Source organism: Shewanella morhuae (genome assembly GCF_900156405.1).
Lineage (GTDB): Bacteria > Pseudomonadota > Gammaproteobacteria > Enterobacterales > Shewanellaceae > Shewanella > Shewanella morhuae.
In genome coordinates this window covers 189529-215434 of sequence record NZ_FTNN01000008.1, presented here as the reverse complement: position 1 = coordinate 215434, position 25906 = coordinate 189529, and the positions used below count along the sequence as shown (strand labels likewise).

The 25906-nt window shown below is 43.8% G+C and carries 22 protein-coding genes; 5 read left to right on the top strand and 17 right to left on the bottom strand.

The window, feature by feature from the left end; translation table 11 throughout:
- Nucleotides 1-12: 12 nt before the first annotated feature.
- The 7 genes from BW947_RS11635 to BW947_RS11605 form a co-directional block, all read right to left on the bottom strand.
- The gene (locus BW947_RS11635) at nucleotides 13-2055 is read right to left on the bottom strand and encodes a DUF1302 domain-containing protein (RefSeq protein ID WP_076499744.1); all 2043 of its coding nucleotides are present in this window, start codon (nucleotides 2053-2055) and stop codon (nucleotides 13-15) included.
- A gap of 337 nt (nucleotides 2056-2392) precedes the next feature.
- The gene (locus BW947_RS11630) at nucleotides 2393-2608 is read right to left on the bottom strand and encodes a DUF2835 domain-containing protein (protein ID WP_076499742.1); all 216 of its coding nucleotides are present in this window, start codon (nucleotides 2606-2608) and stop codon (nucleotides 2393-2395) included.
- Nucleotides 2609-2651: 43 nt separating this feature from the next.
- Nucleotides 2652-5198: an aminopeptidase N gene (pepN, locus tag BW947_RS11625; RefSeq protein ID WP_076499741.1), complete on the bottom strand. Its 2547-nt coding sequence runs from the start codon at nucleotides 5196-5198 to the stop codon at nucleotides 2652-2654.
- Between the two features lie 84 nt (nucleotides 5199-5282).
- Nucleotides 5283-7331, bottom strand: coding sequence for a carboxy terminal-processing peptidase (prc, locus tag BW947_RS11620; protein ID WP_076499740.1), 2049 nt, complete (start codon nucleotides 7329-7331; stop codon nucleotides 5283-5285).
- A 28-nt stretch (nucleotides 7332-7359) separates the two neighbouring features.
- The gene (gene proQ / locus BW947_RS11615) at nucleotides 7360-7986 is read right to left on the bottom strand and encodes an RNA chaperone ProQ (RefSeq protein WP_115405803.1); all 627 of its coding nucleotides are present in this window, start codon (nucleotides 7984-7986) and stop codon (nucleotides 7360-7362) included.
- Between the two features lie 282 nt (nucleotides 7987-8268).
- Nucleotides 8269-8727, bottom strand: coding sequence for a GAF domain-containing protein (locus BW947_RS11610; protein ID WP_076499738.1), 459 nt, complete (start codon nucleotides 8725-8727; stop codon nucleotides 8269-8271).
- 17 nt (nucleotides 8728-8744) lie between these two features.
- A complete protein-coding gene (locus BW947_RS11605) occupies nucleotides 8745-9044 on the bottom strand; it encodes a YebG family protein (RefSeq protein WP_076499737.1) in 300 nt (99 codons plus the stop codon).
- Nucleotides 9045-9249: 205 nt separating this feature from the next.
- On the opposite strand from BW947_RS11605, the gene BW947_RS11600 reads away from it, so the two are divergent.
- The 3 genes from BW947_RS11600 to BW947_RS11590 are packed head-to-tail and all read left to right on the top strand — an operon-like array spanning nucleotide 9250 to nucleotide 13127.
- Nucleotides 9250-9882, top strand: coding sequence for a paraquat-inducible protein A (locus BW947_RS11600; RefSeq protein ID WP_076499736.1), 633 nt, complete (start codon nucleotides 9250-9252; stop codon nucleotides 9880-9882).
- A gap of 1 nt (nucleotide 9883) precedes the next feature.
- Nucleotides 9884-10501, top strand: coding sequence for a paraquat-inducible protein A (locus BW947_RS11595; RefSeq protein WP_076499735.1), 618 nt, complete (start codon nucleotides 9884-9886; stop codon nucleotides 10499-10501).
- Entirely contained in the window at nucleotides 10488-13127 is a 2640-nt protein-coding gene (locus tag BW947_RS11590) for a PqiB family protein (RefSeq protein WP_076499734.1), read from the top strand. The genes BW947_RS11595 and BW947_RS11590 overlap by 14 nt, the downstream gene beginning before the upstream one ends.
- Before the next feature lie 124 nt (nucleotides 13128-13251).
- Here the strand turns inward: BW947_RS11590 and BW947_RS11585 are convergent, their stop codons facing one another.
- Nucleotides 13252-14478, bottom strand: a complete 1227-nt coding sequence (locus BW947_RS11585) for a nucleoside recognition domain-containing protein (RefSeq protein WP_076499732.1) — start codon at nucleotides 14476-14478, stop codon at nucleotides 13252-13254.
- 240 nt (nucleotides 14479-14718) lie between these two features.
- Between BW947_RS11585 and rsmF the strand changes: the two genes are divergently transcribed.
- A complete protein-coding gene (gene rsmF / locus BW947_RS11580; RefSeq protein ID WP_076499730.1) occupies nucleotides 14719-16164 on the top strand; it encodes a 16S rRNA (cytosine(1407)-C(5))-methyltransferase RsmF in 1446 nt (481 codons plus the stop codon).
- Between the two features lie 237 nt (nucleotides 16165-16401).
- Here the strand turns inward: rsmF and BW947_RS11575 are convergent, their stop codons facing one another.
- From BW947_RS11575 to apbC, 9 genes are all read right to left on the bottom strand, one after another.
- Complete coding sequence (locus BW947_RS11575) at nucleotides 16402-17190, bottom strand: TatD family hydrolase (RefSeq protein WP_076499728.1); 789 nt, start codon at nucleotides 17188-17190, stop codon at nucleotides 16402-16404.
- Between the two features lie 125 nt (nucleotides 17191-17315).
- Entirely contained in the window at nucleotides 17316-17642 is a 327-nt protein-coding gene (locus BW947_RS11570; protein WP_076499726.1) for a PilZ domain-containing protein, read from the bottom strand.
- A 10-nt stretch (nucleotides 17643-17652) separates the two neighbouring features.
- Entirely contained in the window at nucleotides 17653-18606 is a 954-nt protein-coding gene (gene holB / locus BW947_RS11565; protein ID WP_076499724.1) for a DNA polymerase III subunit delta', read from the bottom strand.
- A complete protein-coding gene (tmk, locus tag BW947_RS11560; RefSeq protein ID WP_076499722.1) occupies nucleotides 18600-19226 on the bottom strand; it encodes a dTMP kinase in 627 nt (208 codons plus the stop codon). The genes holB and tmk overlap by 7 nt, the downstream gene beginning before the upstream one ends.
- A gap of 15 nt (nucleotides 19227-19241) precedes the next feature.
- On the bottom strand, nucleotides 19242-20279 hold the full coding sequence (gene mltG, locus BW947_RS11555; RefSeq protein WP_076499720.1) for an endolytic transglycosylase MltG: 1038 nt from the start codon (nucleotides 20277-20279) through the stop codon (nucleotides 19242-19244).
- Nucleotides 20276-21085, bottom strand: a complete 810-nt coding sequence (gene pabC / locus BW947_RS11550; RefSeq protein ID WP_076499718.1) for an aminodeoxychorismate lyase — start codon at nucleotides 21083-21085, stop codon at nucleotides 20276-20278. Before pabC ends, mltG begins: the two co-directional genes overlap by 4 nt.
- Before the next feature lie 5 nt (nucleotides 21086-21090).
- On the bottom strand, nucleotides 21091-21672 hold the full coding sequence (dcd, locus tag BW947_RS11545; protein WP_076499716.1) for a dCTP deaminase: 582 nt from the start codon (nucleotides 21670-21672) through the stop codon (nucleotides 21091-21093).
- A 31-nt stretch (nucleotides 21673-21703) separates the two neighbouring features.
- Complete coding sequence (gene udk / locus BW947_RS11540) at nucleotides 21704-22342, bottom strand: uridine kinase (RefSeq protein ID WP_076499714.1); 639 nt, start codon at nucleotides 22340-22342, stop codon at nucleotides 21704-21706.
- A gap of 11 nt (nucleotides 22343-22353) precedes the next feature.
- Nucleotides 22354-23469: an iron-sulfur cluster carrier protein ApbC gene (apbC, locus tag BW947_RS11535; protein ID WP_076499712.1), complete on the bottom strand. Its 1116-nt coding sequence runs from the start codon at nucleotides 23467-23469 to the stop codon at nucleotides 22354-22356.
- Nucleotides 23470-23629: 160 nt separating this feature from the next.
- On the opposite strand from apbC, the gene metG reads away from it, so the two are divergent.
- A complete protein-coding gene (gene metG / locus BW947_RS11530; protein ID WP_076499710.1) occupies nucleotides 23630-25699 on the top strand; it encodes a methionine--tRNA ligase in 2070 nt (689 codons plus the stop codon).
- The last annotated feature ends 207 nt before the right edge of the window (nucleotides 25700-25906 follow it).

Below are 25906 nucleotides of genomic sequence, written 5' to 3'. Positions count from 1 at the left end.
GTTTGAGTCCTTTTAGATCGAATACTTGATATTGAATGAAACATAATCACGATCTGCCATCGCATTTGTCGTCCCGACACCACCAAAGAAATTATTATAGGAGATATCTGCACCCCAACGGTTTTGATAGTCGAAGTTAACACCTAACGCGACAGACTTACGTCCTTCCGTGAACAGGAACATAGGATCGGGCGTAATACCGTCAACGTCATGGGAGAAAATCATTCGTGGTGACATGTTGACCCCAGCGAATATATTATTGAAATCGGCTTTAGCCACTACGCGGTAACCCCAGGCAAAATCAGTAGGGAATGGATTAGTTTCAGGGCCGTTATGCAGAGCTTGAATAATCCCCGGCATATCTGGATTGCCACCAGAACGAGATGTACCTGGACCATTAAGACGCAATTCATCAAAACCAGGCATATCGTGGATCCATACACCACCGACTTCGGCCAGCATTGTCAAATTATCGAGTCCCAAAGTTGGGCCAAATAAATGGGTCAATGTCACCTGTGCCTGTGTGGTGTCAAGGCGAATAAAGCCATCGACGGTTTCACCCGGTTGAACATCTTTAATCTGTGAAATACCATCAAGATCGGGACGAATTCCTGCATTGGCTAACTGCTGCGGCATACCTGCAAACAACAATTCAACGTCATCGATTTGCAGTGGTTCATCTTGACGATGAGCAATTTCGCCCGCGACAGAGGTATCACCAACAAGCGTGTTAAAGCTAAAACCATAAAGTTTAATATCTTCTGGATAGACGACTTGCGCTTTAGAGAAGCTCTTCAAACTCAATAATAGTTCGCGGTTAATATCCCCCGCGCTTTGACCAAGTGCTGCCATATCAGATAACAGCGCACCCGTACTAAAATCAGCAGCTGTACCACTAATAAGTGGGCGACGGCTATGGTAATTCATAAAATAGAACCCAAACTCGGTTTCACCAAGTTGTGGCGCGTAATAACCTAACTTGATACCGTATTGACCATCATCACTGGGTTTTTGCTCATCCTGTACCAGTGTTAATTTAGTTGGATATGCTAAAGCCATAGCCACTAACTGCTGTGTTGGAATTGATTGACCGCTGGCTATCATGCCCGCTAGAAGTTCATATTCCTGCGTCATAAAATCTAAATTGATATCAGGGTTAGAATTAAATCCTAGCTGCGCATTTTGTGCGTAACCGCCATAGCCAACAAAATCATTCGTTGCGAAGATAGAACCCGCTGTAGGCACCCAAATAGGTTCCCAGTCATACTGATAGAAAGCCTCAACGGTTAACGAATCTGTCAAACCAAGAGATGCCCACACCATACCTTGAGGTCTGAATGCTTCTTTTAGTTCAGCACCTGGCGCGTTAAGTATGTTCAAATCAACCGCGTTGATTTCACTGATCCCGTGGGCAATTAACGTACTTTCACCCCACGACACCACTTGATTACCAACACGGATTGAAAGTGGGTTAGCACCATTGTTTAAATCAAAGTTGCCATACACAAATGCATCTAATAAACGAATATCTTTACATTGTACTTCTGAGGCGCGGCTATCTTCACACGGGTCAAACTCTTTACCCGTTATTGGATCGCTGTAGTCATAGTTGCCATCGTTCAATTTGCGATCGTAAAAATACATACCACGTGCGAATAAACCGAAGTTTTCGTATTTCAATGATAACTCATGTAAACCTTTGACGATTTCAGAGGTAGTGTCACCTTGAGAATAGAGTAAATTACTTAAATCGTTGTTGCTTGAATAGGAACCTGGTTGAGCCCAAATTTCAGCTGAAGTATATTTATTATTGTTAAATGCACTGTAATTAGACCAATCGAATTGAGGTTGATTCACCTTACCAATTTGACCTTCCCAATCACGTTCCCCTACACGCCAGCTCGCACCAGCAGTCCAAGTTGAGTCAAATGTACCCTCAACTTCTCCCCAATCAAATGATATAGCATTAACACTTGGGATCATTAATAAACTCAATGCCGACGCCACCCCCAAAGCAAGTGCCGACTTGTTAAAACTATTTTTAACAATTTTCATTTTAGCTCTCCGTACCCTGCTGGATTTTTGTTTTAGGAATTACGCTCAACATCTTGTTATCTCACAGGCAACAATATTGTTACAGCAAATATTCTCCTTGAGCAAGACACTGTTAGAGATAATTTTCTAAAGAATTAAGCATGTAGGTACATTTGTGCTGTAGATTTATCAGAAGTGATTTAAATTAGGGAAAAGAAGGATATAAATTAAAGCATTAAAAGTTTAAAAAACACTTTAAATTCATGTGCATACTTTTAAGCTAAGTATTCAAGAAGGTGTGTAATAATCAATCGCCCGTTTAAAGTAATTACTCTAAGTTAAAATAAACAAATTATCGTTAAATACGATTTAATGAAACAAACTGACCCTTGTTATCTAAAACTAATTTGAAATAGCCCTGAATACCATTTTCAGTCAAGAAACGTCTAAAATGCCGACCATTAATCCACAGAATTCTTCCTTGAGTTTCATGGACCTCTATTTTATCAGCAACACCTTGATAATAAGGTAAAAAATCTCTATAGCTTATAGAAAGTTTGAAATGTAATTCCATAATATTAGGGCGGCATTCACTGCCACCCTCCTCCCACAAACGGTTAGCTTGCTAACGTCTTCGACACTTTCTCGTACATATCCTTGGATAAATCAGGTAAGGCTAAAAGTTGTTCTAAACACGCTTTAATCAAGGTTTGACGACCTAAATCAAACTTATGGAACTGAATTAATGGCGTCACCAATCGAGCGGCAATCTGTGGGTTTAAGTGATTAAGGGTAATTAAACATTCGGTTAAAAACGCATAACCTTTACCATCTTTACGGTGGAACTGATAAATATTGCCCGCCGCAAAACTCCCAATTAATGCCCGCACTCGGTTTGGATTGTTCATACTAAAACTCTTGTGTTGCTGTAATTGACGAAGACATTCAATGACCTCATCTGAATCACGGTTAGCCTGCAGCATAAACCATTTATCCATGACTAAAGGTGTATCTTGCCAACGCAATTCAAATGCCGACATTAGCTCATCACGGCAAGGTAAATCGCCCATATTCGCCGCCGTCAGTGCGCCGAGTGAGTCTGTCATATTACTCGCGTTCTCAAACTGAGCTATCACTAAATTATTAGCCTCATCCGATACCTTTGCTAGCCAAATAAGACATTGATTTTTTAACGCTCTTGCCTGATTTGTATCCTCTCCAATCAATGAACGATATAAGGTAACTAACTCATCTTCACAATATGAGGCTAACTCTGTTAACACAAATTCACGGGCTAGGGCTAAGGCATCTAAATCAACACACTCTGTTTGCTCAATCAGAGCAGATGCTGTCGGTATCGCTAATATTTCAGCGATTAACGCAAGGTCGAGTTTGGTATCTAATAATACGCCTTTAAAGCTATCGCGCACTCGAAGGTCGAGTGTCATGGCTTGTTGCTGTTGTAAACTCGCCACATTTTGCCAAATAGCTTGGCTCACTAAAGTGACAGAGGCTTCCCAGCGCGCGACTTCACTGCTGGCAAAACGCATTAAATGAACCAGTTGTTCAACATCAAAGTCATAATGTAATTTAACAGGCGCAGAGAAGTCTTGTAGTAATGAAGCTACCGGTTTGCGGGTTAATCCCTCAAAACTAAACACTTGCTCAGCTTGAGTAAAGTTAAGCACTTCAGTCACTAAAGACTGTCCATTGGCATCTAAAAGTTCAATACTGAACGGAATATGTAAGGGTGATGGGCAGTTTGCGAGACTTTGTTTAAGGGTTAATTGATAGGTGCCTGTTTGTGCATCGAAATTATCCATTGCAGTCACAATTGGTGTACCTGCTTGGCTATACCATAAACGGAATTGGGTTAAATCTACGCCGCTGGCATCTTCCATTGCTGCCACGAAATCATCGCAGGTAACGGCTTGGCCATCGTGGCGTTTAAAATACAACTTCATCCCCGCCTGAAACTTTTCTTCGCCTAGTAAAGTGTGCATCATACGGATCACTTCAGCACCTTTGTTATACACAGTCACAGTATAAAAATTATTCATCTCTATCACCGATTCTGGACGAATCGAATGAGACATAGGGCCTGAATCTTCGGCAAATTGCTGATTTTTTATGACTTTAATTGCATGAATTCGATTCACTGCACGTGAACCCACATCGGAACTAAATTCTTGGTCACGAAATACCGTTAGGCCTTCTTTTAGGCTTAACTGGAACCAATCACGGCACGTTACGCGGTTACCGGTCCAATTATGGAAATACTCATGGCCAACGACAGACTCAATACCGTGATAATCATCATCAGTAGCGGTTAAGGTATCTGCCAGCACATATTTAGTGTTAAAAATATTTAAGCCTTTGTTTTCCATAGCGCCCATATTGAAAAAATCGACCGCGACTATCATATAAATATCTAAATCGTATTCGAGATCAAAACGGCTTTCATCCCATGCCATTGACTTTTTCAGTGACGCCATTGCATGGTGGGCTTTATGTAAATTCCCTCTATCGACAAACACTTGCAAAATTACTTTACGGCGGCTGCGGGTAACAAACTCATCTTGTAATAAGTCAAAATCGCCAGCGACCAAGGCAAACAAATAGGCTGGTTTTGGAAACGGATCTTGCCAGCAAACATAATGGCGTCCTCCTTCTAATTCACCTTGATCGATTAAATTACCGTTACTCAGTAAAAATGGAAACGCAGCATTATCAGCTTCAATACGCACTGTATATTTAGCTAATACATCGGGACGGTCGAGAAAATAAGTGATACGTCTAAAACCTTCGGCCTCGCATTGTGTGCAATAGGCACCATCAGACATATACAGCCCTTCAAGGCTCGAATTAGCCTCAGGATCGAGCTTAGTAATGATGTTAAGCTCAAACTCATCAAGCGTCGTTTCTAAGACTAACTGGCCCGCACTCACATGATAAGGCACAACCTCACCATCGACAGTTAACGATACAATGTTTAAATCATCGCCATCTAACACTAACGCTTGTTCATGTTTAGCAGTGCGCTTTACTCGGCTTATCGCCTGTACTTGAGTTTCGTTACCCGCCAAATTAAAGGCTAAATCAATGGTTTCTATCGTAAAAAGAGGGGCTTGATAATCTTTTAAGTATTTTGCTTGAGCTGTCATTTTGATCCCTTTAACGCTGATCTAAATAAGAAAAAACGCGCCATAAGCGCGTTTTAATATTGGATAAATCGATTTGACTAGCGCCTATTTAGTAGCACTGGTTTTAGCCAGTTTTTGCACATCAGCCATATCTAGAGTGATATAGGCTGTTTCATCTAAAAATGCGTCTGGTAATTCGGCGTCGTCTTTAATGTCTTCCATTGATTTAACCGGAGCTAGACCATTGGCAACGCGGCGCTCATTAGTTCTATCGAGGGCTTTTTTCTCGTCTGCTTCACGAGAAGCAATACGTTCACTTTCAACCAGAGAAACCGTTTTCTCTTTATGATGCTTTTTAAAGTCGGCAATATCTTGATTGATATAAGCAAATTCTACACTATTTTTAATACGGTTTAAGTGCTTAGTCTCAAGACTCGCTACGAGCTCGGGTGTAACATCATTAAGAGTACCATATTGCGCCATAGGCACCTTATCCCAAGGTAAGGCATTCTTCTCTTCCGCTTCACCGTATTCACCTGGCTCTAACGCACTCGGGAAAGCTACATTAGGCGTAACACCCTTAAGTTGAGTGCTGCCACCATTAATACGATAGAACTTTTGAATCGTATATTGCACATGACCCAATGGTTTTTCATACATATCATAGATACGACCTAGGCTCTTATGTTGCTGCACGGTGCCTTTACCAAAGCTTGATTCACCAACTATCAGCGCGCGATCATAATCTTGTAGCGCGGCGGCAAAAATCTCAGAGGCAGAAGCACTATAACGGTCAACCATTACCGTCAATGGTCCAGCATAACTGGTTTTACCATCGTTATCGCGGTGCGCAGATACTCGGCCATCTGCATCGCGAATTTGTACCACTGGACCCATATCGATAAAGAGACCCGTCAGCAATACGGCTTCGGTTAATGCACCACCGCCATTACCGCGTAAATCAATTACGATACCTTCAACTTTGGCTTCATTTAACTTCACCAGTTCTTTTTCAACGTCCTGTGACAAATTCATGTAGAAACCAGGAATATGGATCACGCCGACTTTGCGATTAGCGTACTCACCGTCTTTAGGTTCAATCACTTTAGAGGTTGCCGCTCGGTCTTCCAGACGAATTTTATCGCGAATTAAGGTGACATTGAATGGCTTAGCATTCGAGCCACCTTTCTTAGGTAAAATTTGCAGCACAACTTTACTGCCCTTTGGACCCTTGATCAGTTCGACAACGTCATCTAAACGCCAGCCGATAACATCAACTATCTCTGCACCTTCTTGACCAACGCCGACAATCTTGTCTTCCGGTGACAGTTTTTCACTGCCAGCCGCTGGGCCGCCAGCAATTAAGCTTTTAATAACCGTGTAATCATCTTCCAGTTGCAGCTGTGCACCAATACCCTCTAGGCTTAAATTCATTTCCATTTGGAAACGTTCAGCATTGCGGGGCGAAAGGTAACTAGTATGCGGCTCAATGCTACGTGAAAAAGCGTTCATTACGCCTTGGAATACGTCTTCACTGTTAGTCTGAGTCAAACGTTTAATGGCATTGTTGTAACGCTTTTGCAAAACTTCTGCAATTTCAGGCCATTCTTTACCTGTGAGTTTTAGATTTAACGCATCGTATTTAACTCGTTGGCGCCATAACTCATTAATTTCTGTTTGATCTTTTGGCCATGCCGCTTCGTCACGGTCGTACTCATAGACATCACCGGGGACGGAGAAATCGATCGGTTTATCCAATAGCGATAAAGCGTAAACAAAGCCTTCGTAACGACGCTTTTGAACAATATCAAACATTTTATAGGCTGGTTCAAGTTCACCAGAACTGAGCATGTCATCAAATTGAGTCGCGTAAGGCTTAAAACTATCGACATCAGCTTGCGTTAATACATTGCGACGATAATCCAATTGCTGCAGATAACGATCGAAAATTTGCGCAGAAAAGGCATCATCAAGGTTAAATCGGTGATAATGCGAGCGAGTATATAAATCCGTTACCCGTTTGCTAGCAACCTTATGTTGCGCTTCCTGCTTGAGAGTGGGTAACTCGCTGATTTGAATAGTAGGTGGTACGGCCCAAGCCGAAAATCCGACAAAAACTGTGGCGATAGAGGTAGCCAAAGTGAGGTTTCGCATCAACAAGTTACTCCGTTTTAATAAATGATTACAGCAGGATATGTTCTGCTCTAACTTTGATCGTTAGGCCACTATCAAGCTGAACATGAATATCTTCCTTGTTAATATCAGTAATGACGCCGGCTACGGGAGTCATACCTAATTTAACATTGACGCGTTGTTTTTTCGTTAAATCAGTCAATTGAGCCTGAACATAATTAATCACTGGCGCAGCTTTAGGTGCTGGCTTAGCTGGACGTTCAGTTTTAGGGCGTTGAGGAGTCGTCACCTTTTTAGGCGCTTTCTTTGCCGCAGGCTTTGGTGCTTGTGCAGCACGTTTTGCTTTGGCCTTCTCTTGGCTCTCTTTCAACATAGCTTGAGCATGGTCAATATGCTCTTGCTCTAACTCACCGCAAGGTTCGCCATCCAGATTAACGCGTTGTGCGCCTGTTTTAACAGACTTCAAATAGCGCCAGCTACTGGTGTAACGTCTTAAGGCAACTCTGAGCTGAGTTTTACTGACTTTAGAATCATCAGCCAACCTTTCAGCCAAATCTTGAAACAACCCGATTTTTAATGGCTTAGTTTCACCTTCAGCAATAAAGCACAAAGGAAATGTTTCATACAAATACGCCAAAATTGCATTGGTGTCGGTCAACTTTTCTGTTGATTCCATCATTACTTCCACAGTCAAAAAATAGACATCGATTCGAGGTGATATTGATCAACTTCTTACGAGTCATTTATCTTCGTTAAACTCAATAGTGAGTCAACGTACAAATTAGCATCCTAGCTGCGTTTACTAAAGTTAAAAAATAGACCTTAACAAATTTTTTACAGCTCAAAACACTAAGCTTATTTATTGCATGCTAATCAAACCAGCTTAATGCGTGCAGGCACATATTATAAGGCGCACGCCACCGATTGCGACTATGAATTATGCATTATTGTACGCAAATTAATCAAATAGGCAGTTTTCAAAACTTTTAACCAATAATTCGAGCCCTTTTTGGTCTTCTTCATCGAAACGATCCAAGATAGGGCTGTCAATATCCAGCACTGCAATCACTTTGCCTTGTGCTCTAACCGGCACAACAATTTCTGAATTACTGGCAGAATCACAAGCAATATGACCATCAAATTGATTAACATCGGCCACTCGCTGAGTTTGATTGGTCAATGCTGCCGTACCACATACCCCTTTTCCGAATGGAATACGCGTGCATGCGACTTTGCCTTGAAACGGACCAAGCACCAGTTGTTCGCCACGCATCACGTAGAATCCAACCCAGTTAAGCTCAGTTAAGTTATCATTAAGTAAGGCTGAAAAATTTGCCATGCCCGCGACAAGGTCATCTTCACCGTCCAGCAAAGCTAATACTTGACGATTAAGTGATTCATAGAATTTCGATTTCATTACATTTCCTAACACTTTTATTCTGCTGCTTCGGTCTTTTTAGCCGCTTTTTTCGCAGTAGATGGATTCGTTGGCGTACTATTAACCTGAACGACCCCTTTAAGCAAGTTCGTCAGCTCATCTTTATTATTAGCGAAGTAAAATGCGAGCTTTTCGCTCACACTTTCATCTATACCCAAATCGGCTTGTTGAATAAAAGGGATCAAGTTATCGGCGATATCGAGCATCTTATCGTAGGCATCAGCCTCCCTCTTAGATGTGAATGTCATCTTTTCAACCCCTTCTCTGACCACGACAAACTGTGTTATTACTGCCATGACTGCCTCGCACTGTTTTTATATACAGTGGCTAGAGTGACATAGATTGAACTTGTGATGCAAGTGTTCTGATTAATCTGATATTATTGGTCTACTTTCGTTGCCAAAATAATATAAACGTTAGCGTGTGTTAAACGATCATTAACACGACATCACGTATGAACCTCGCTGTTACTACTCAACATTAGGTTAATAATATTTTTATATGCATGAAAACGCAGCAGAAAATTCAATAACCTTATGCCGTTCCTGTGATTTGGCAATTCGCAAGCGAGCTTTGCCTAGCGGCGTAAGAGCACTTTGTCCACGTTGTAGCACTGCACTTTATGACACACCCTATTGCTCTGTAAATGGTATGTTAGCCCTGTGTATTACAGCGTTAGTATTTTATTTTCCAGCAAACTTCCTGCCTGTGCTTGAGATCCATTTTCTTGGCAGCATTCGCACCACCACGGTGTTTCAAGGGGCATTTGCCGTATTTGATCAAGGTTATTGGTTAGTAGGATTAGCCGTACTCACCGCCGCAGTGGTTGGTCCGGGCTTATTACTGTTATCTATTTTGGCACAAATTTTAATTGTCAAATGGGGTTTGAATAGTGTTTTTTGGCGTAAATCTTTAAAACAGTTATTAAAATTTCATGGTGCACTATCGCAGCTTTCAATGTTAGAAATTTATGTGATCAGTTTTTTGGTGTCTTCATTCCAGCTTTCTGATTTTTCAGATATTTACTTTGGAATGGGTACGTTTTGCTTCACCATGCTATTTCTTGTCACCTTGTTCTTACAACGAGAATACCACTTAGAACACATGTGGACATTATTAGAAGGTCATTGCTGATATGAAGCAACAAGGTAAAGATATCGGCCTATGTTTATGCAAGATGTGCCGACAACTAAACAGTACTGAGCTCACTCACTGCCAGCGCTGCCAAGCAGAGCTGCATATTAGGGACTATTCCAGCCTACAAAAAAGTTGGGCACTACTGATCACTGCCGCTATTTTGTTAGTGCCTGCCAATATTTATCCTATCACCATACTGACAAACCAAGGGCAAGTGCGGCACGACACTATTTTTTCAGGCATTTTACATTTAGTAAATTCTGACATGCTCCCCATTGCCATGATTGTCTTTACTGCCAGTATTTTAGTGCCATGGATTAAAATTATCGGTTTATCCATTTATCTGTGTGCAATTAGTTTCGATATTCCCATTTCAAAAAAGAAATTGATGGTGGGCTTTCATGCTATTGAATGGATTGGCCGCTGGTCTATGCTCGATTTATTCGTTATTTCCATCACAGTGGCATTAGTGAACATGGGGCAACTACTCGACGCAAAGCCCGCCCCCGCCGCAACTGCATTTGCCTTGGTTATTCTGTTAACTCAGCTAGCCGCCAAAGTGTTAGACACTCGTTTACTCTGGGATCGATTGGAACCTCAAGATGACACAAATTGAATCGCCAAAAGTTGTAAAGAAAAAACTCTTCTCGCCTATTTGGCTACTGCCTATTGTCGCGTTGGCATTAGGGGCTTGGCTGGGTATTAAGAGTATTAAAGAATCGGGTATTGAAATTCAAATACATTTCCCGAGTGCGACTGGGATTGATGTCGGTAAAACCTTAGTCAAATACCAAGGCTTAACTGTGGGTAAAGTGAAAGACATCGGCATCGATGAGGATTTAAAAGGCGTGAACGTCAAAGTCATGATGGACTATCGCGCCAAACCTTTTTTAAATAAAGAAACCCTATTCTGGCTCGTTACCCCTAAAGCCAGCATAACTGGTGTTGAAGGTTTAGATGCATTGTTCTCGGGTAACTATATTGCAATTCAGCCAGGAAAAGGCAGTGACGCCACTTTCTTTGAGGCCGAGCGACAACCGCCACCAATGCTAATTGGTTCTGAAGGTGTGATGGTTGAACTCTCTTCAGATAAACTCGGGTCACTCGATGTTGGTTCGCCAATATTCTTCCGCCAAATACCTGTGGGTAGCGTAGCGAGCTATCGTTTAGACGGTAATCAAAGAGTACTGATAAGCGTCTTTATTCAAGAACAATACGCTCGATTAGTGAAGAAAAACTCACACTTTTGGAATGTCTCTGGCGTAAAAATTGATGCTTCGCTTACGGGTATTCAAGTCAACTCTGAAAGCTTGGCATCAATCCTTGCTGGCGGTGTAAGTTTTAGCTCTGACGATGCAGCACCTATCGCCCAAAATGGCGATACGTTTACGCTTTTTGACTCAGAAACCACCGCCCTTGGCGGCATTGAAGTCAACCTAACAATGGCCGACGGTAGTGGTGTTAATAAAGGCACTCGCATCGTTTATCGCGGTATCAATATTGGTAGTGTGTTAAATAAACAACTTAGTCACGATGGCATAACGGCTGTAGCTAAATTTGAACCTCAATATGGTTCGCTCTTAACCAACGATGGCGTGTTTTGGCTTGAGGGTGCCGATATTTCACTTTCTGGAATTAAGAATCCAGAACGGTTACTGACGGGTAGTGTGATCAACTTCTTACCGGGCATCAAGGCTCAAACAGCTATGCCAACGAGCTTTATTTTGCAATCGAAAGCGCCTGATTTACTGCAATCAAAAAAGCGTTTATTAACCTTAACCTCTAGTGAAAACATGGGCATTGCACCAAGTGCTGAAGTACGTTACAAACAAATTCCTATTGGTAAGGTGCTTAGCGTTAAGTTAACTAAAGATTTATCCGCGGTGGAATACCAACTGGAGCTACAACCTGAATTTGCCAGTCTGCTACGCAGTGATAGCTATTTTGTGCCTGAATCGGCTTTAACAGTAAATGCCTCTTTAGACGGTATATCCGTTAAAACCAGAGATTTCACCACCTTCACCCAAGGTGCTATTAGTTTATTCCAAGGTCACGGTGATACTCCTTTAACCGCTAACAGCAATCTTACTCTGTTTAGTTCTGTGGATGCTGCGACGGATTTTTATGATCGCCAACAGCAAACGCATGTAACATTAGTCAGTCAAGATGGCGCCGATGTCAGCCAAGGCTCACCGATTTACTATAAAAAAATGCAAATAGGGTTAGTTGAGTCTGTGAACTGGCAAAGCAAAACCGAAGACTTTGCCATTAAGCTCGCGATTGATAAACAGTTCCAATCCTTGCTGAAAAAGCCCAATGTATTCTGGCGTAACAGCGCCATGGACATCAGCGCCAGCCTTGCTGGTATTGATGTGGCGGTTGCGCCGCTTCAAGGAGCATTGAAGGGCAGCATTAGTCTGGGATTACTTGATGATAGTGACAAAACTAGCAGTGCAGCCCACTTAAAGCTCTATGAGAGCAAGCAACTGGCATTAGCGCAAGCCCAGGCGATTCGCCTCACCTTACCCGCATCATCAAAACTTGCAGCAAAGGCCGCGATCCGTTATCAAGGGCATCAAGTGGGTGAAGTATCGCAGGTGAAGCTTAATGCCGATCTAAATACCCTCACCGCGACTGCCTATCTATATGGAGAATATGCCGAACATTTCAGCCGCAGTGATTGTGAGTATCATTTAGTAGACGCGCAAATTTCCCTTGCGGGAATTAAAGCGCCAGCAACCTTAATAACGGGCCCCTATATCGGTGTGCTGCCAGGTAAAAGTAATCAGAAATCGACACAGTTTGTTGCCAACCTCACAGCCAGCAGCTATGCCAATGTTGTCGAAGATGCGCTTAAGTTTACCTTAGAAGATAAAAACTTAGGCTCGATGAAAATCGGCACGCCGATTTTCTTCCGTGGTATCAAAGTCGGTCAAATTGATGGCTACAGCCTATCGACACAGGGTAATAGCGTGCTGATGCAGGCGCATATTGAGCCGCAATACAAACACTTAGTGAATCAAAGCAGTCAGTTCTGGGATGCCTCAGGCATTAAAGTTGATGTGGGCTTGTTCTCTGGTGCGCAAATCGAAGCAGGCTCGCTAGAAACCTTACTCGCGGGCGGCATCAATGTCGCGACTAAGGATACGACTCAAGCGAATAATCGCTTAGCAGCAGGGGCAATATTAACGTTACAACATAAAGCCGAAACTGAATGGCAAGATTGGACTCCTAGTCAGTAATAGTACCAAGTTAAACCTTTATAAAAAAATCAGGCACATTAGCGCCTGATTTTTTATTACTACTATCTCAACCCTTCTCCACCATACATGGCATAAACGCACTTATCTTAAAACGCTAAGCTTTTTAACCATAAAACCAATAACAGACAGCGATGGCAGCACTTATACCCGCAAAATCGGCGGTTAATCCACAGGCTAAGGCATGTCGTCCATGACGAATACCCACAGATCCAAAATACACCGCTAAAACATAAAAAGTAGTTTCAGTACTGCCCTGAAAAATCGCCGCTAATCGGCCTGCAAAAGAATCGACGCCATGGTGATCCATGGTTTCTAACATCATAGCTCTGGCGCCTGAGCCACTAAAAGGTTTCATCAGTGCAGTTGGCATAGCATCGACAAAACGAGTATCGAAACCTAATAAACGCACGCCAGTGGCAATCAGTTGCAACAAATAATCCAGAGCGCCAGATGCGCGCAGCAAACCAATGGCCAATAACATAGCGAGCAGATAAGGAATTAGCTGAATTGATTGAGCAAAACCTGCTTTTGCCCCATCAATAAACTCATCATAAACCGCCACTTTGCGAATACCAGCAACAATCACAAAGGTAAACACCAGTAACAGTAAAATGCCATTACCCATTACTGTCGATACAGTGCCTATCGCCTGTGCACTTAAGGTCATTAAATAAAACCCACTCGCCACTAAGCCAGAGAGCATCAAGGCGCCATAACCGAGCACGACCGAATTCAATAGCGAAATCCGCTGCACTAATGCCACCACCAGCAAGCCCGCTAGTGTTGATGCTGAGGTTGCCAGTAAAATCGGCAGAAAAATATCCGCAGGGGCAGTAGCACCTTGCTGGGCGCGGTAAAGAAATACCGTTACTGGCACTAAAGTGACAGAGGAAGTATTGAGTACTAAGAATAAAATTTGCGCATTGGTCGCCACGGTTTTTAATGGATTTAAACTCTGCAAATCATGCATAGCCCTTAAACCAAGCGGCGTGGCTGCATTATCCAAGCCAAAAATATTCGCGGTTAAATTCATGGTAATGCTGCCAAAGGCAGGATGTCCCTTAGGGACTTCTGGCATCAAACGGCGCAGTAATGGCTCAAACATAAAGGCGATAGCACCAACAACACCGGCCTTTTCACCGACCTGCATCAATCCCATCCACAGAGAGAGTACGCCAATCAGCCCAAGGGATATTTCAGCGGCAAGCTTAGCGCTAGCAAATAATGCAGCTACCGAAACCGATAAAACGTCAAAGTGACCATTTAACAACTGCACCGCAATTGCGAGCAGTGCCGTGATAAAAAAAGCTAACCACACACGATTTAGCACACCTATCCCCTTTATTTTACTTATTTTTATTCTATTAAACTTAACGCTGCAGTGCGTTAACTTTGGTGGTTCAATTCAATATCTGTACGATTGTCAGTGCCTATCGCGTTAAGTGGCCACATCCACAGAGTATCAAAGGAGAAAATCTCAGCCCTAATAAGGGATTATGATATACTTGCGCCCGTTGAAACACAGTCTATTTCCCTCTCGTGCAATGAAATCAATGGTCCAATAACGTCAATGGTTCAATTAAATCAAAATTTTATCAACACAATCACCCAAGAACTCCCCGCCCATTTATCCATGGACGAGTTTATTGCCGCCTGCGACAGGCCGCTTAGACGCTCCATTCGAGTTAATACCTTAAAAATCAGCAGTGACGATTTTAAAACGCTGATGCAGCCTAAGGGTTGGAGGTTCGAGTCGATTCCTTGGTGCGCTGATGGTTTTTGGATAAGCTACGACGAAGAAGAACAACTCGGCAATGCTTTAGAGCATATTCAGGGCTTATTCTACATTCAAGAAGCCAGCTCTATGTTGCCGCCAACAGCACTTTTTACACACAATGCAAATTGGCAATGCGTACTCGATCTCGCATCAGCGCCAGGTTCAAAAACCACTCAAATGGCTGCACTAATGCAAAACCAAGGTTTATTGGTGGCCAATGAGTATTCGGCAAGCCGCGTGAAAGTCTTACACGCCAACGTACTGCGTATGGGCGCAAGCCACTGCGCACTGACCCATTTTGATGGCCGTGTGTTTGGTGAATACTTGTATGAAAGTTTTGATGCTGTGCTCATCGATGCGCCATGTGGCGGCGAAGGCACAGTGCGTAAAGACGTCGATGCGCTAAAGCATTGGAGCCTAGACGATGTGGTGGCGATTAGCGAAACTCAAAAAGCCTTAATAGAATCCGCTTTTCTCGCCCTGAAACCCGGCGGCAGTTTAGTTTACTCGACCTGCACCTTAAATCGCCTCGAAAACCAAGGCGTATGTGAGTATTTAAAACAAGCCTACGGCGATGCCGTGCAATTTGAATCCTTACATGATTTATTTGATGGTGCAGAAAAGGCCACAACTGCTGAAGGTTTCTTACATGTCTGGCCACAGATTTACGACAGTGAAGGTTTTTTCGTCGCAAAATTAACCAAAACCGCCTCAGTGCCGCGTTTACTGCCCGAGCCTAAACAGCAAAAAAACTTTCCTTTTACGCCCGCTTCAGCAAAACAAGCTCAAGGAATTAAAGAGTATTTTCAGCAAGATTTAGGCATAAACTTGCCGGACGAACTCATTATGATTCGCGATGACGAATTTTGGTTATTTCCGCACGTGTTCAACAACTTTATCGGTCGTATGCGATTTCAGCGTATTGGTATTAAACTCGCCGATAACAGTAAGCACGGCTTTAAAGTGCGCCATGAAGCAATTATTGCATTAGCGGGAAAGCAGCTTAGCCCAGCGGCAAAAACGGTTGATGTAAATGATGTTGAAGCCAAAGAGTATTTAATGGGACGAGATATTCCTTTAAATACAGCAGTAAAAGCCCAAGGTGAAGTGATTGTTTGTTATGGCGGCGCCCCATTAGGCATGGCGAAACACTTAGGCAATAAATTAAAAAACAACCTGCCCAGAGACTTAGTAAAAGATAAAGTGTTACTGCTGCCAGAACAGATAAAATCGTTATAGTATCGCTGTTTTTTAGCGATAAATAACCTAAAAAAGGGGAAGGATAAAAAACTCGAGGATAAAAACTCAGCTACACTGAATCTATTGTAAAGCGTGCTGTATGGCGCTTTCATCTGTAGCGCACGGCTCTTCAATGAGCCATTCCCCTAGGCCCAAACAGCTTTAATCGTTTTGGGCCTTTTTTTATACCTGTATAGGGCAAACACGCCAACATATCGCCTTGGGTAAAGCACACTACTATCGGCCAACCAAACGCGCCGCATCTTTGAATAAATTAAAGAAGTTATTGCTGGTGTACTCTGCTAGCTCTTCGTAACGCTCACCTCTAAGCTCGGCTACGAACTCCGCGACATCACGCACATAGGCAGGCTGGTTCTCTTGTCCACGGTGCGGAATAGGTGCCAAATAGGGGGAATCCGTTTCAACTAGCAGGCGATCCTGAGGCACTTTACGAATCACGGTACGCAGTTCACCAGCATTTTTAAAGGTGACTATGCCTGACACTGAAATATAAAAGCCCAAATCAATCGCCGCTTTCGCCATTTCCCAGTTTTCAGTAAAGCAATGCAACACACCGCCAACTTTATCTGCGTTGCCCTGCTTTAACATATTGATGGTGTCTTCACGTGCATCACGGGTATGCACAATCAAAGGTTTATTTACTTCTACTGCTAGGGCTATTTGTTGTTCAAAACATTGTTGTTGCAGTAATTTTGTATCATCAGCATAAAAATAATCTAAGCCAGTTTCACCAATCGCAACCACTTTAGGATCAGTAGCGAAGCGACGAATTTGCTCAACATCGAGCCCTTCTTTCACATCTAAAGGATGCACACCCGATGATAAAAATACCTGTTCAAAGGCTGCCACCTTATCTCGCATCGACTCAAATCCTTGCTGACGCACATTGACGCACAACATATAATCGACGCCACGAGCTTTAGCACTAGCAAGAATATTTTCTAAGGTTTGTTGATCTGGCGCCGCTTTGAGGCGATCAAGATGACAGTGTGAATCAATAAGCACAGAGATTTCCAAGCAGAGTAATAAAAGGACGACAAGGATACCCAGCCAAAGGATCGAGGTCAAATTCCATAGACATTAACAACAGGTTTTGACCGCGAGTAAGCGTTAACAAATGAGTTATAGACCTACATAGTGCAGGTTAAATCGCCAGATGCGAGTTCACGGGAAAGTAACTTTTCGATATGATGTTTATGACTATCGGGCTCAGATACTATTTTAATACCAATGCCCACAGGACGGCCGCCAGAAGCGCCTAAAGGATTTATCCAGACCACGATACCGCGAAATTCATTCATGAGTGTTGCGCCCGGCAAACGATATGAAATCGTCAGTGGCTGACCGAGATAATGGCTTTCACTGGTTGCAATGAACAATCCTGCCGGCTTAATAAACGGCATATAGGCGCGGTATAGCTGATGTAAGGTATCAAAATTAACGACGAGATCTACCATGGTATATTTCTTATTTTATTATCTCTCTATATTCTAAGACATAACTTTGACACAAGGCCAGATAATTGACGCTCGGCATTGTACTCAAACTATGACACATTCCCATGATCTTCGCCGCCAAGTTCCCGATCTGCGCTTGGATAAACGCATCTTGATGGCTGTTTTTTAATAAAACTTGTCGCATCAGTAAGTATAAAACCTTAAGAGCATCAATTATTTGTTGTTCACTTATTATTAACAAACTAGCACACAGATGACCCGACGACAAACTTTGAGCCCAATCTTTGCGAAACTGTAGCAAAGATTGATAGCGACTTTGCTGCACGTCGTTAGTTAGCAAACTCTCTGCCAGCTTTAATGGCCCACCCACTACGCTAAGGCACCAAGTCACATCTTCTTGGATGGCGCACTGTTGCGCTAACCAATTTTTAATCGTTTCTCTGTTCGGTACCACAAAAGGAATCCGCTGACAGCGGCTGCTGACAGTCGCCATCAAACGTGCAGGCGTATCTGATTGCAATATGAGTAAAGTGTCTTTACCGGGTTCTTCAAGGGTTTTAAGTAGCGCATTGGCAGCGGCGGAGTTAAGTCGCTCACTATGATGAATAACAGCGACACGTCGGCCATTTTGCTGTGCAGTGGCGGTTAGGCGAGTGCACAGTTCACGAATTTGATCGACCTTAATTTGATTACCATCAGCGGCAATATGGTAAAAATCGGGATGATTACCCGCATCAAACAGCTGGCAAGACTTACAAAAACCGCAGGCTCCTACTCGCGTGGGTTGCACACACATGGCCGCACGCGCCATAAAAATAGCCAGTAATTCGCCGCCATAGGCAGAATCAATACCGACGAGCTGAGCATGGGGGATTTTTTGTCCGATTAATTGCGCTAAAAATGCTTGCCTTGGCGTTTCAAGCCAAGGCAATTGCTCAGCCGTATATGCTAACTCGGCTACCATGTCATCGCCTGTAGCACGGCTAAAATATCCTTATGAACTTCGGCCATGGTTTGACTCGCATCAATAACAATAATGCTGTCATCTTCGCTGGCAAGTTTAAGATACGTGGCACGAGCCCGCTCGAAAAAATCAATCGCTTGTTGCTCAATTCTATCCAGTTCACCGCGCTTAGCTGCGCGTGCGAGCCCAAGCTTAGGATCTAAATCTAGGTACAAAGTCAAATCAGGTTTAAATCCTTTTAACGTGGCATGGCTCACCGCCTCCACTAACGGCATTAAGCCCCTGCCACCACCTTGATAGGCCAGTGACGATAAATTATGCCGATCGCCCAACACCCACAGTCCTTGCGCGAGCGCAGGTTTAATCACATTAGCAATCAACTGTGCTCTAGCGGCATAAATCAATAAACACTCGGCCTCATCACATAGTGGATCGCTAGCATCGGCTATTTTGACTAAATCGCGGATGCGTTCAGCGAGCGGCGTACCGCCTGGTTCGCGGGTACAAGTTGGCGCCTGACCGCTATGTTTTTCAATAAAATCACGAATGAGGGCAATGGCGCTCGACTTACCCGCACCTTCTAACCCCTCAATAACAATAAACTTTGCATGAACTGACATGGGATTTCTCTGTTTTTACTTAGGTGACTTTACTGGCGCTACTGGTTTTTTCTTGCGCTGGTATATATCAACGGCATTATTGTGTTCTTCAAGCGTACTGGAAAACACATGGGTGCCATCGTTGCGCGATACAAAATAAAGATAACTCACGCTGGCAGGTTTAGACACTGCAGCTAGTGACGCTTTACTCGGCGCTGCAATCGGGGTCGGTGGTAATCCAAAGATACGATAAGTATTAAACGGCGTTTCTTCGACTAAATCTTTACGGGTAATATTACCCTTATAGCGCTCACCCATACCGTAAATTACAGTCGGATCGGTTTGTAGGCGCATGCCTTGATTAAGACGATTAACAAATACTCCCGCTATTTGCTCCCGTTCATGGGCCTGACCAGTTTCTTTTTCAACTATCGATGCCAAAATTAACATTTCGTAGGGTGATTTTAACGGTAAATTGGGCGCTCGTTCTGCCCACGCTTTGGCAAGCTCCTGCTCCATCATTTTATAACTTTGAGTCAGTAGGACTTTAACATCTGCCTCAGCAGTATAATGGTAAGTGTCGGGGAAAAATTTACCTTCGGGCAACGCGGAGTCATCACCCTGCTCCATCAATACCGCCACAAAGACCTCTGGCGACATTTTTAAATGCGGAGCACTGGCTAATTGTTGTTCCCACTCAGCGATAGTTTTCCCTTCAACTAAGGTTAAACTGAAGGTTTTAACCTTGCCGACAATCAAATCATTAAGTAAATCAGTAACGGTTTGTAATGGTGACATTTCGTAAAGCCCGCTACGAATATTCGCCAGCTCAGGGCGAAACTTTAGTAACCATTTGAGTTTCCAAGTATCTTGGATCACGCCGTCATCAGCGAGTTGTTGTGCCAATTGATTCACACTGGTACCGCGGGCAACAGTCAACTCTCTAGGCTCACTTAAACTTAGCGGTGTTTGGCTGTATTCAATCACTGTTTGATAGCCCCAAAAAGCTCCCACACAGGCTAACGTCAGCAAGGTCAACAGGGTTGAACTGGCAATAATAATGATTTTTTTCATAGGATAAGTGAAAGTGTCTGTCTAAGTTGCGCAGTAATAGGAGTACGAGTGAATGTGAGCGAATCAATCGCTAGCACATCCACTATGCCTAAAATGCTGTTAGTGATAAACGCTGAGTCAAATTCGATTAAACGCTCGGCGCCAACGGGCAAACATTCAATATTGATGTTCTGTTCAAGCAAGGCGAGCATAACCTGCTCACGCATCACGCCCGCCACGCCACACAGCGCTAATGAAGGAGTAAATACGCAATTACCTTTGATAAAAAATACATTCGCCATTGAAGACTCAATCACATTATCTTCAATATCAGTCACTAGCCAGTCGTCAAAGCCCTGCGGTAGCGGATGAGATTTTATCAACACCTGCTCGAGTCGATTTAAGTGCTTTACTCCAGCCAATAAAGGCTGCAAACCTAAGCGTATCGACGAGGTTTTAAGGCAAATACCCCGTTGTTGCCACTGGATATAATGGCTCGGAATAGTATGCACTGAAACAATTTCAGTAGGTTTAACTGTTTCTGGTGGTGTGTAGCCACGGCCACCAACACCACGGGTAACGATTAACTTAATACAATGCTGTGGATACTCAATGGCTAAAGCCTGAAGCTGTTGTTGCAATGCTTCACTCATTTGCCATTGAAATCCAAGTCTTGCGGCGCCTGCAGTTAAACGAGCTTGATGGGTTTCAAAAAATAAAACCCCCTCAGCGCCGGTTCGCATGGTCGCAAACAGGCCATCACCGTAGGCAATGCCTCGATCGGTAGGATCGATATTCGCCTGCGCTACGCCGTTTACCCAAATCACCAGACTTAGTCCTGACTGATACGGCTAGCCACCGCTTCTTGTTGATCTTTGTATTTAGCATTCTTGCGAGTGTTATAAGGACGGGCGACCGCATGATTTAGGCGTTCAAAATTAAGCGCGCCTATGGTCATACGCGGGCGTAGGGCTAAAGGTAACTTGCCGCTGTTAAAAAACTCGAGCACAATTTTCCCCTGCCAACCCGGATCGATTCGGTGCGCAGTCACATGCACCATTAAGCCTAAACGTGCCAGTGATGAACGGCCATCAAGCCAACCGACGATATCGGCGGGTAACGTCACGCTCTCATAGGTGACGGCCAGCGCTAATTCGCCAGGATGCAAGAAAAAGGCTTCTCCATCGGGGATTTCGATAATCTCACTCATCACCCGATCGAGCGCCGTTTGCATTTCAGCACTAGGGCCACTCAAGTCGATAAAAGGCGCGGTATGATCTTTAAAGACTCGAAACTGTCCACCTAAGCGCACGTCAACACTGACGCCTGAAATAGCCTCAATGCCGGGGCGAGGTTCTATTACAATAGTGCCGTTATCAAGGGCTTGTTCAATTTCGATATCAGTTAAGCGCATCTTGCCTATTACTCCTTGAGTTGCTATTTCGTTATTTCGCCAGTAAATGTTGAATACGCGTTTTTAAAATATCGGTCGCTATACGATTTTTACCGCCACGGGGCACGATAATGTCGGCGTATTGTTTCGATGGATCAATAAACTGTAAGAACATTGGGCGCACGGTTTTTTTGTATTGAGAAATCACCGATTCCATAGTACGGCCGCGCTCTGCCACATCACGGGTTAAACGACGTAAGAAACAAATGTCTAGTGGTGTATCCATAAACACACTCGCATCCATCAGTGCACGTAACTTAGGGTCAGTCAGTAACAAAATACCTTCTAAGATAATGACCTTTTTAGGGGTCATAGTAAGCGTTTCTGCGGTGCGGGTGTGTTCAGTATAACTATAACAAGGGATATCAACAGCTTCGCCAGACTTAAGTAACTGTAAATGGGTACACAGCAGTTGGTGGTCTAGCGCTTTGGGATGATCGTAATTGGTTAATATCCGTTCATCCATGGATAAATGACTCTGATCGCGATAATACGCATCTTCATTAATTACCCCTATTTGATCTGTGCCTAAATCGCGACGTAATTCGTCAAAAATCGTTTTGGCAATTAAACTTTTGCCCGATGCTGACGCGCCTGCAATTGCAATAACGACACACTGCTGAGAATTCATACCCTTAAACCTTACTCGTCGTCTGACATGCTGATAGAAACTGCTTTTTGGCTCTGTTTGAGTGCCAATTCGGCGCCCACTTTACGGGCAATTTCCCGATAAAGTGCGGCTACTTCGCTGTCAGGATCCGCTACCACTGTAGGAGAACCGATATCCATTGCTTCACGAATATTAATATGTAGCGGCAAAGCCCCTAACAATGGCACGTTATAACGCTCGGCCATTTTACTGCCACCGTGCGTACCAAATGGGTGTTCTTTATGGCCACATTCAGGACATAAATGAAAACTCATATTTTCGACAATACCCAGCACTGGAATGTTCACTTTTTGGAACATGTTGATGCCTTTTTGGGCGTCAGCCAGCGCGATATCTTGTGGCGTTGTAACAATAACTGCGCCACTTACAGGCACTTTTTGCGACAACGTTAATTGAATATCCCCAGTACCTGGCGGCATATCAATCACTAAATAATCCAGCTCTGGCCATTGGGTTTCGTTCAGCAATTGTGCCAGTGCGCCAGCAGCCATAGGACCACGCCATACGGCGGCCTCATCACCACTGAGCATAAAACCAATCGATTGCGCGGCAATGCCATGGGCACTGGCTGCGGTCATATGTTTGCCATCGGGTGAAACCGGTTTGAAATTAGGAATGCCTAACATCATAGGCACGGACGGACCGTAAATATCCGCATCGAGGATACCGACTTGTGCGCCTTCTGCTGCTAACGCTAAAGCAAGGTTAACCGCAGTAGTTGATTTACCTACACCACCTTTACCTGATGCAACTGCAATCACTTGTTTTACATTAGCAATAGGCGCAATAGCAGATAAAGCGGAATAGACTTTAGGTTGAAAATCAATTTCGCATTCAACCTCATCGATAGCATCAAGAACGGCTAACTTGTTCGTCAACGCCATCACAGTATCGCGATACTGTGTCATGCAAGGGTACGGATAAACTAAGCCAAGCAACAAACGCTTACCTTCCAACGCAAGTTTGTTTACGCATCCTGCGCTCACTAACCCCTTTGATAAATACGGGTCAACAAATGAATCGAGAATAGCCAGAACAGGCTCGAGAAGATCGTCATTTAGACGATAATCGGTTTGTATTGAAGACAAAAGAATTACCCCCACTGATAAATTTGTGCAAGTGTACCAGATAATGCTGAAAACATTAGCGCAGTTTTAGCTCAATCGACTCAGGTTTTGATGAAAATCATCCTGTAATCAGTTAGTATCTCTACCAATATTTTTGGCCCACCACGATATTTGAGAACAGATGGCAACTTCACAACGTAAAATTCTCGTGACCAGCGCACTTCCCTATGCAAACGGACCGATACACTTAGGTCACATGTTGGAATACATCCAAACTGATATCTGGTCGCGTTATCAAAAACTTCGTGGACATGAGTGCCACTATATTTGTGCCGATGATGCCCATGGCACGCCAATCATGCTCAAAGCACAGCAATTAGGCATCGCGCCTGAAGATATGATTGCCCAAGTGAACACTGAACATCAGCAGGATTTTGCTGATTTCAATATTGCTTTCGATAACTATCACAGCACCCACAGTGAAGAAAACCGCGTATTGGCGAACGATATTTATCTTAAACTACGTGCCAATGGTTACATCAAGAGCAAGAGCATTTCTCAGTTGTTCGATCCTGAAAAATCCATGTTCCTGCCCGACCGTTTTGTTAAAGGGACATGCCCTAAGTGTAAGTCGCCTGACCAATACGGCGATAACTGCGATGCCTGCGGCGCAACTTATAGCCCAACCGAACTGATAAACCCTAAATCAGCGGTATCGGGTGCAACGCCAGTAATGAAAGATTCTGAGCACTTTTTCTTTGACCTACCCGCCTTCGAAGGCATGCTAAAAGAGTGGACCCGCTCGGGCGCTCTGCAAGTCGAAATGGCTAACAAACTCGACGAATGGTTTGAGCAAGGTTTAAAACAGTGGGATATTACCCGTGATGCACCGTATTTTGGTTTCGAAATCCCCGATGCGCCGGGCAAATATTTCTACGTTTGGCTAGATGCGCCAATTGGTTACATGGGTTCATTTAAAAATCTATGTGACAAACGTCCAGAGCTGAGCTTCGATGAGTTTTGGGGTAAAGATTCTACAGCCGAGGTTTATCACTTCATTGGCAAAGATATTGTTTACTTCCACAGCTTGTTCTGGCCCGCCATGCTGCACGGCTCAGGCTATCGCCAGCCAAATAGCGTCTATGCCCACGGCTACGTGACAGTCAACGGCGCGAAAATGTCAAAATCCAAAGGCACTTTCATCAAGGCGCGCACGTATCTAGAACATTTGGATCCTGAATATTTACGTTACTACTACGCCGCAAAACTCAGCAGTCGTATCGACGACTTAGATTTAAATCTTGAAGATTTCGCCCAGCGAGTTAACTCAGATCTAGTCGGTAAATTAGTGAACTTAGCCTCACGTACCGCCGGCTTTATCACTAAACGTTTCGACGGCAAGCTCGCAAAAATTAGCGATACCAGCTTAACTGAAGTGTTTTTAGCCAAACAAGACGTGATTGCCGAATTTTACGAGACTCGCGAATATGGCAAAGCCGTGCGCGAAATCATGGCACTGGCAGATATTGCTAACGGTTTTGTGGCTGATGCCGCGCCTTGGCAAATGGTGAAACACGATGACCAACAGGAAGCCGCCCATCAAGTATGTTCAAACGCCTTGAATCTGTTCCGTATTTTGGTGACTTATCTAAAACCTGTATTGCCACGTTTAGCGCAAGATGTGGAAGCCTTCTTCCAATTGCCACTGACTTGGGATGCATTGAGCCAAGATTTAGCGGGCCATGAAATCGCGCCATTCAAAGCCATGATGCAGCGTGTTGAGTTAGATAAAGTTAATGCTATGGTCGCTGATTCTAAGGATAACTTGCAAGTCACGGCCGATGCGCCAAAGACAGCAGTAGCTGAAAAGACGGCTGAGGCTTCAGTTGTTAGCGGTGAGCCGCTGGTTGACGATCCTATCAGTGAAACCATCAACTTTGATGATTTTGCTAAAATCGACCTGCGTATCGCTCGCATCGTTAAAGCTGAACATGTTGCTGATGCCGATAAACTGCTGAAGTTACAACTCGATATTGGTGGCGAAACACGCCAAGTGTTTGCAGGCATTAAATCAGCCTATTCGCCAGAAGATCTCGAAGGCAAACTGACGGTGATGGTAGCGAACTTAGCACCACGTAAAATGCGTTTTGGCATGTCAGAAGGCATGGTACTTGCCGCAGGGCCAGGTGGCAGCGACCTTTGGATTTTAGAACCCCATGAAGGCGCCCAGCCTGGCATGCGCGTTAAGTAATCCGCATTAGACCATACTCAAAAAATCAGTAAGGCCGCATTTTATGTGGCCTTATTTGTTGTTATCGTTCGTGGGCACTGAGTATCTCTTATTTCTTAAGCTGTTGAATGTAAAGATTGAGTTTAAGATACCAAGTTTACAACACATAGTTTAAGGGATTAAGTTGATGCGCGTATCTCTATCACCACAACATTTGCTGCAGTGTGG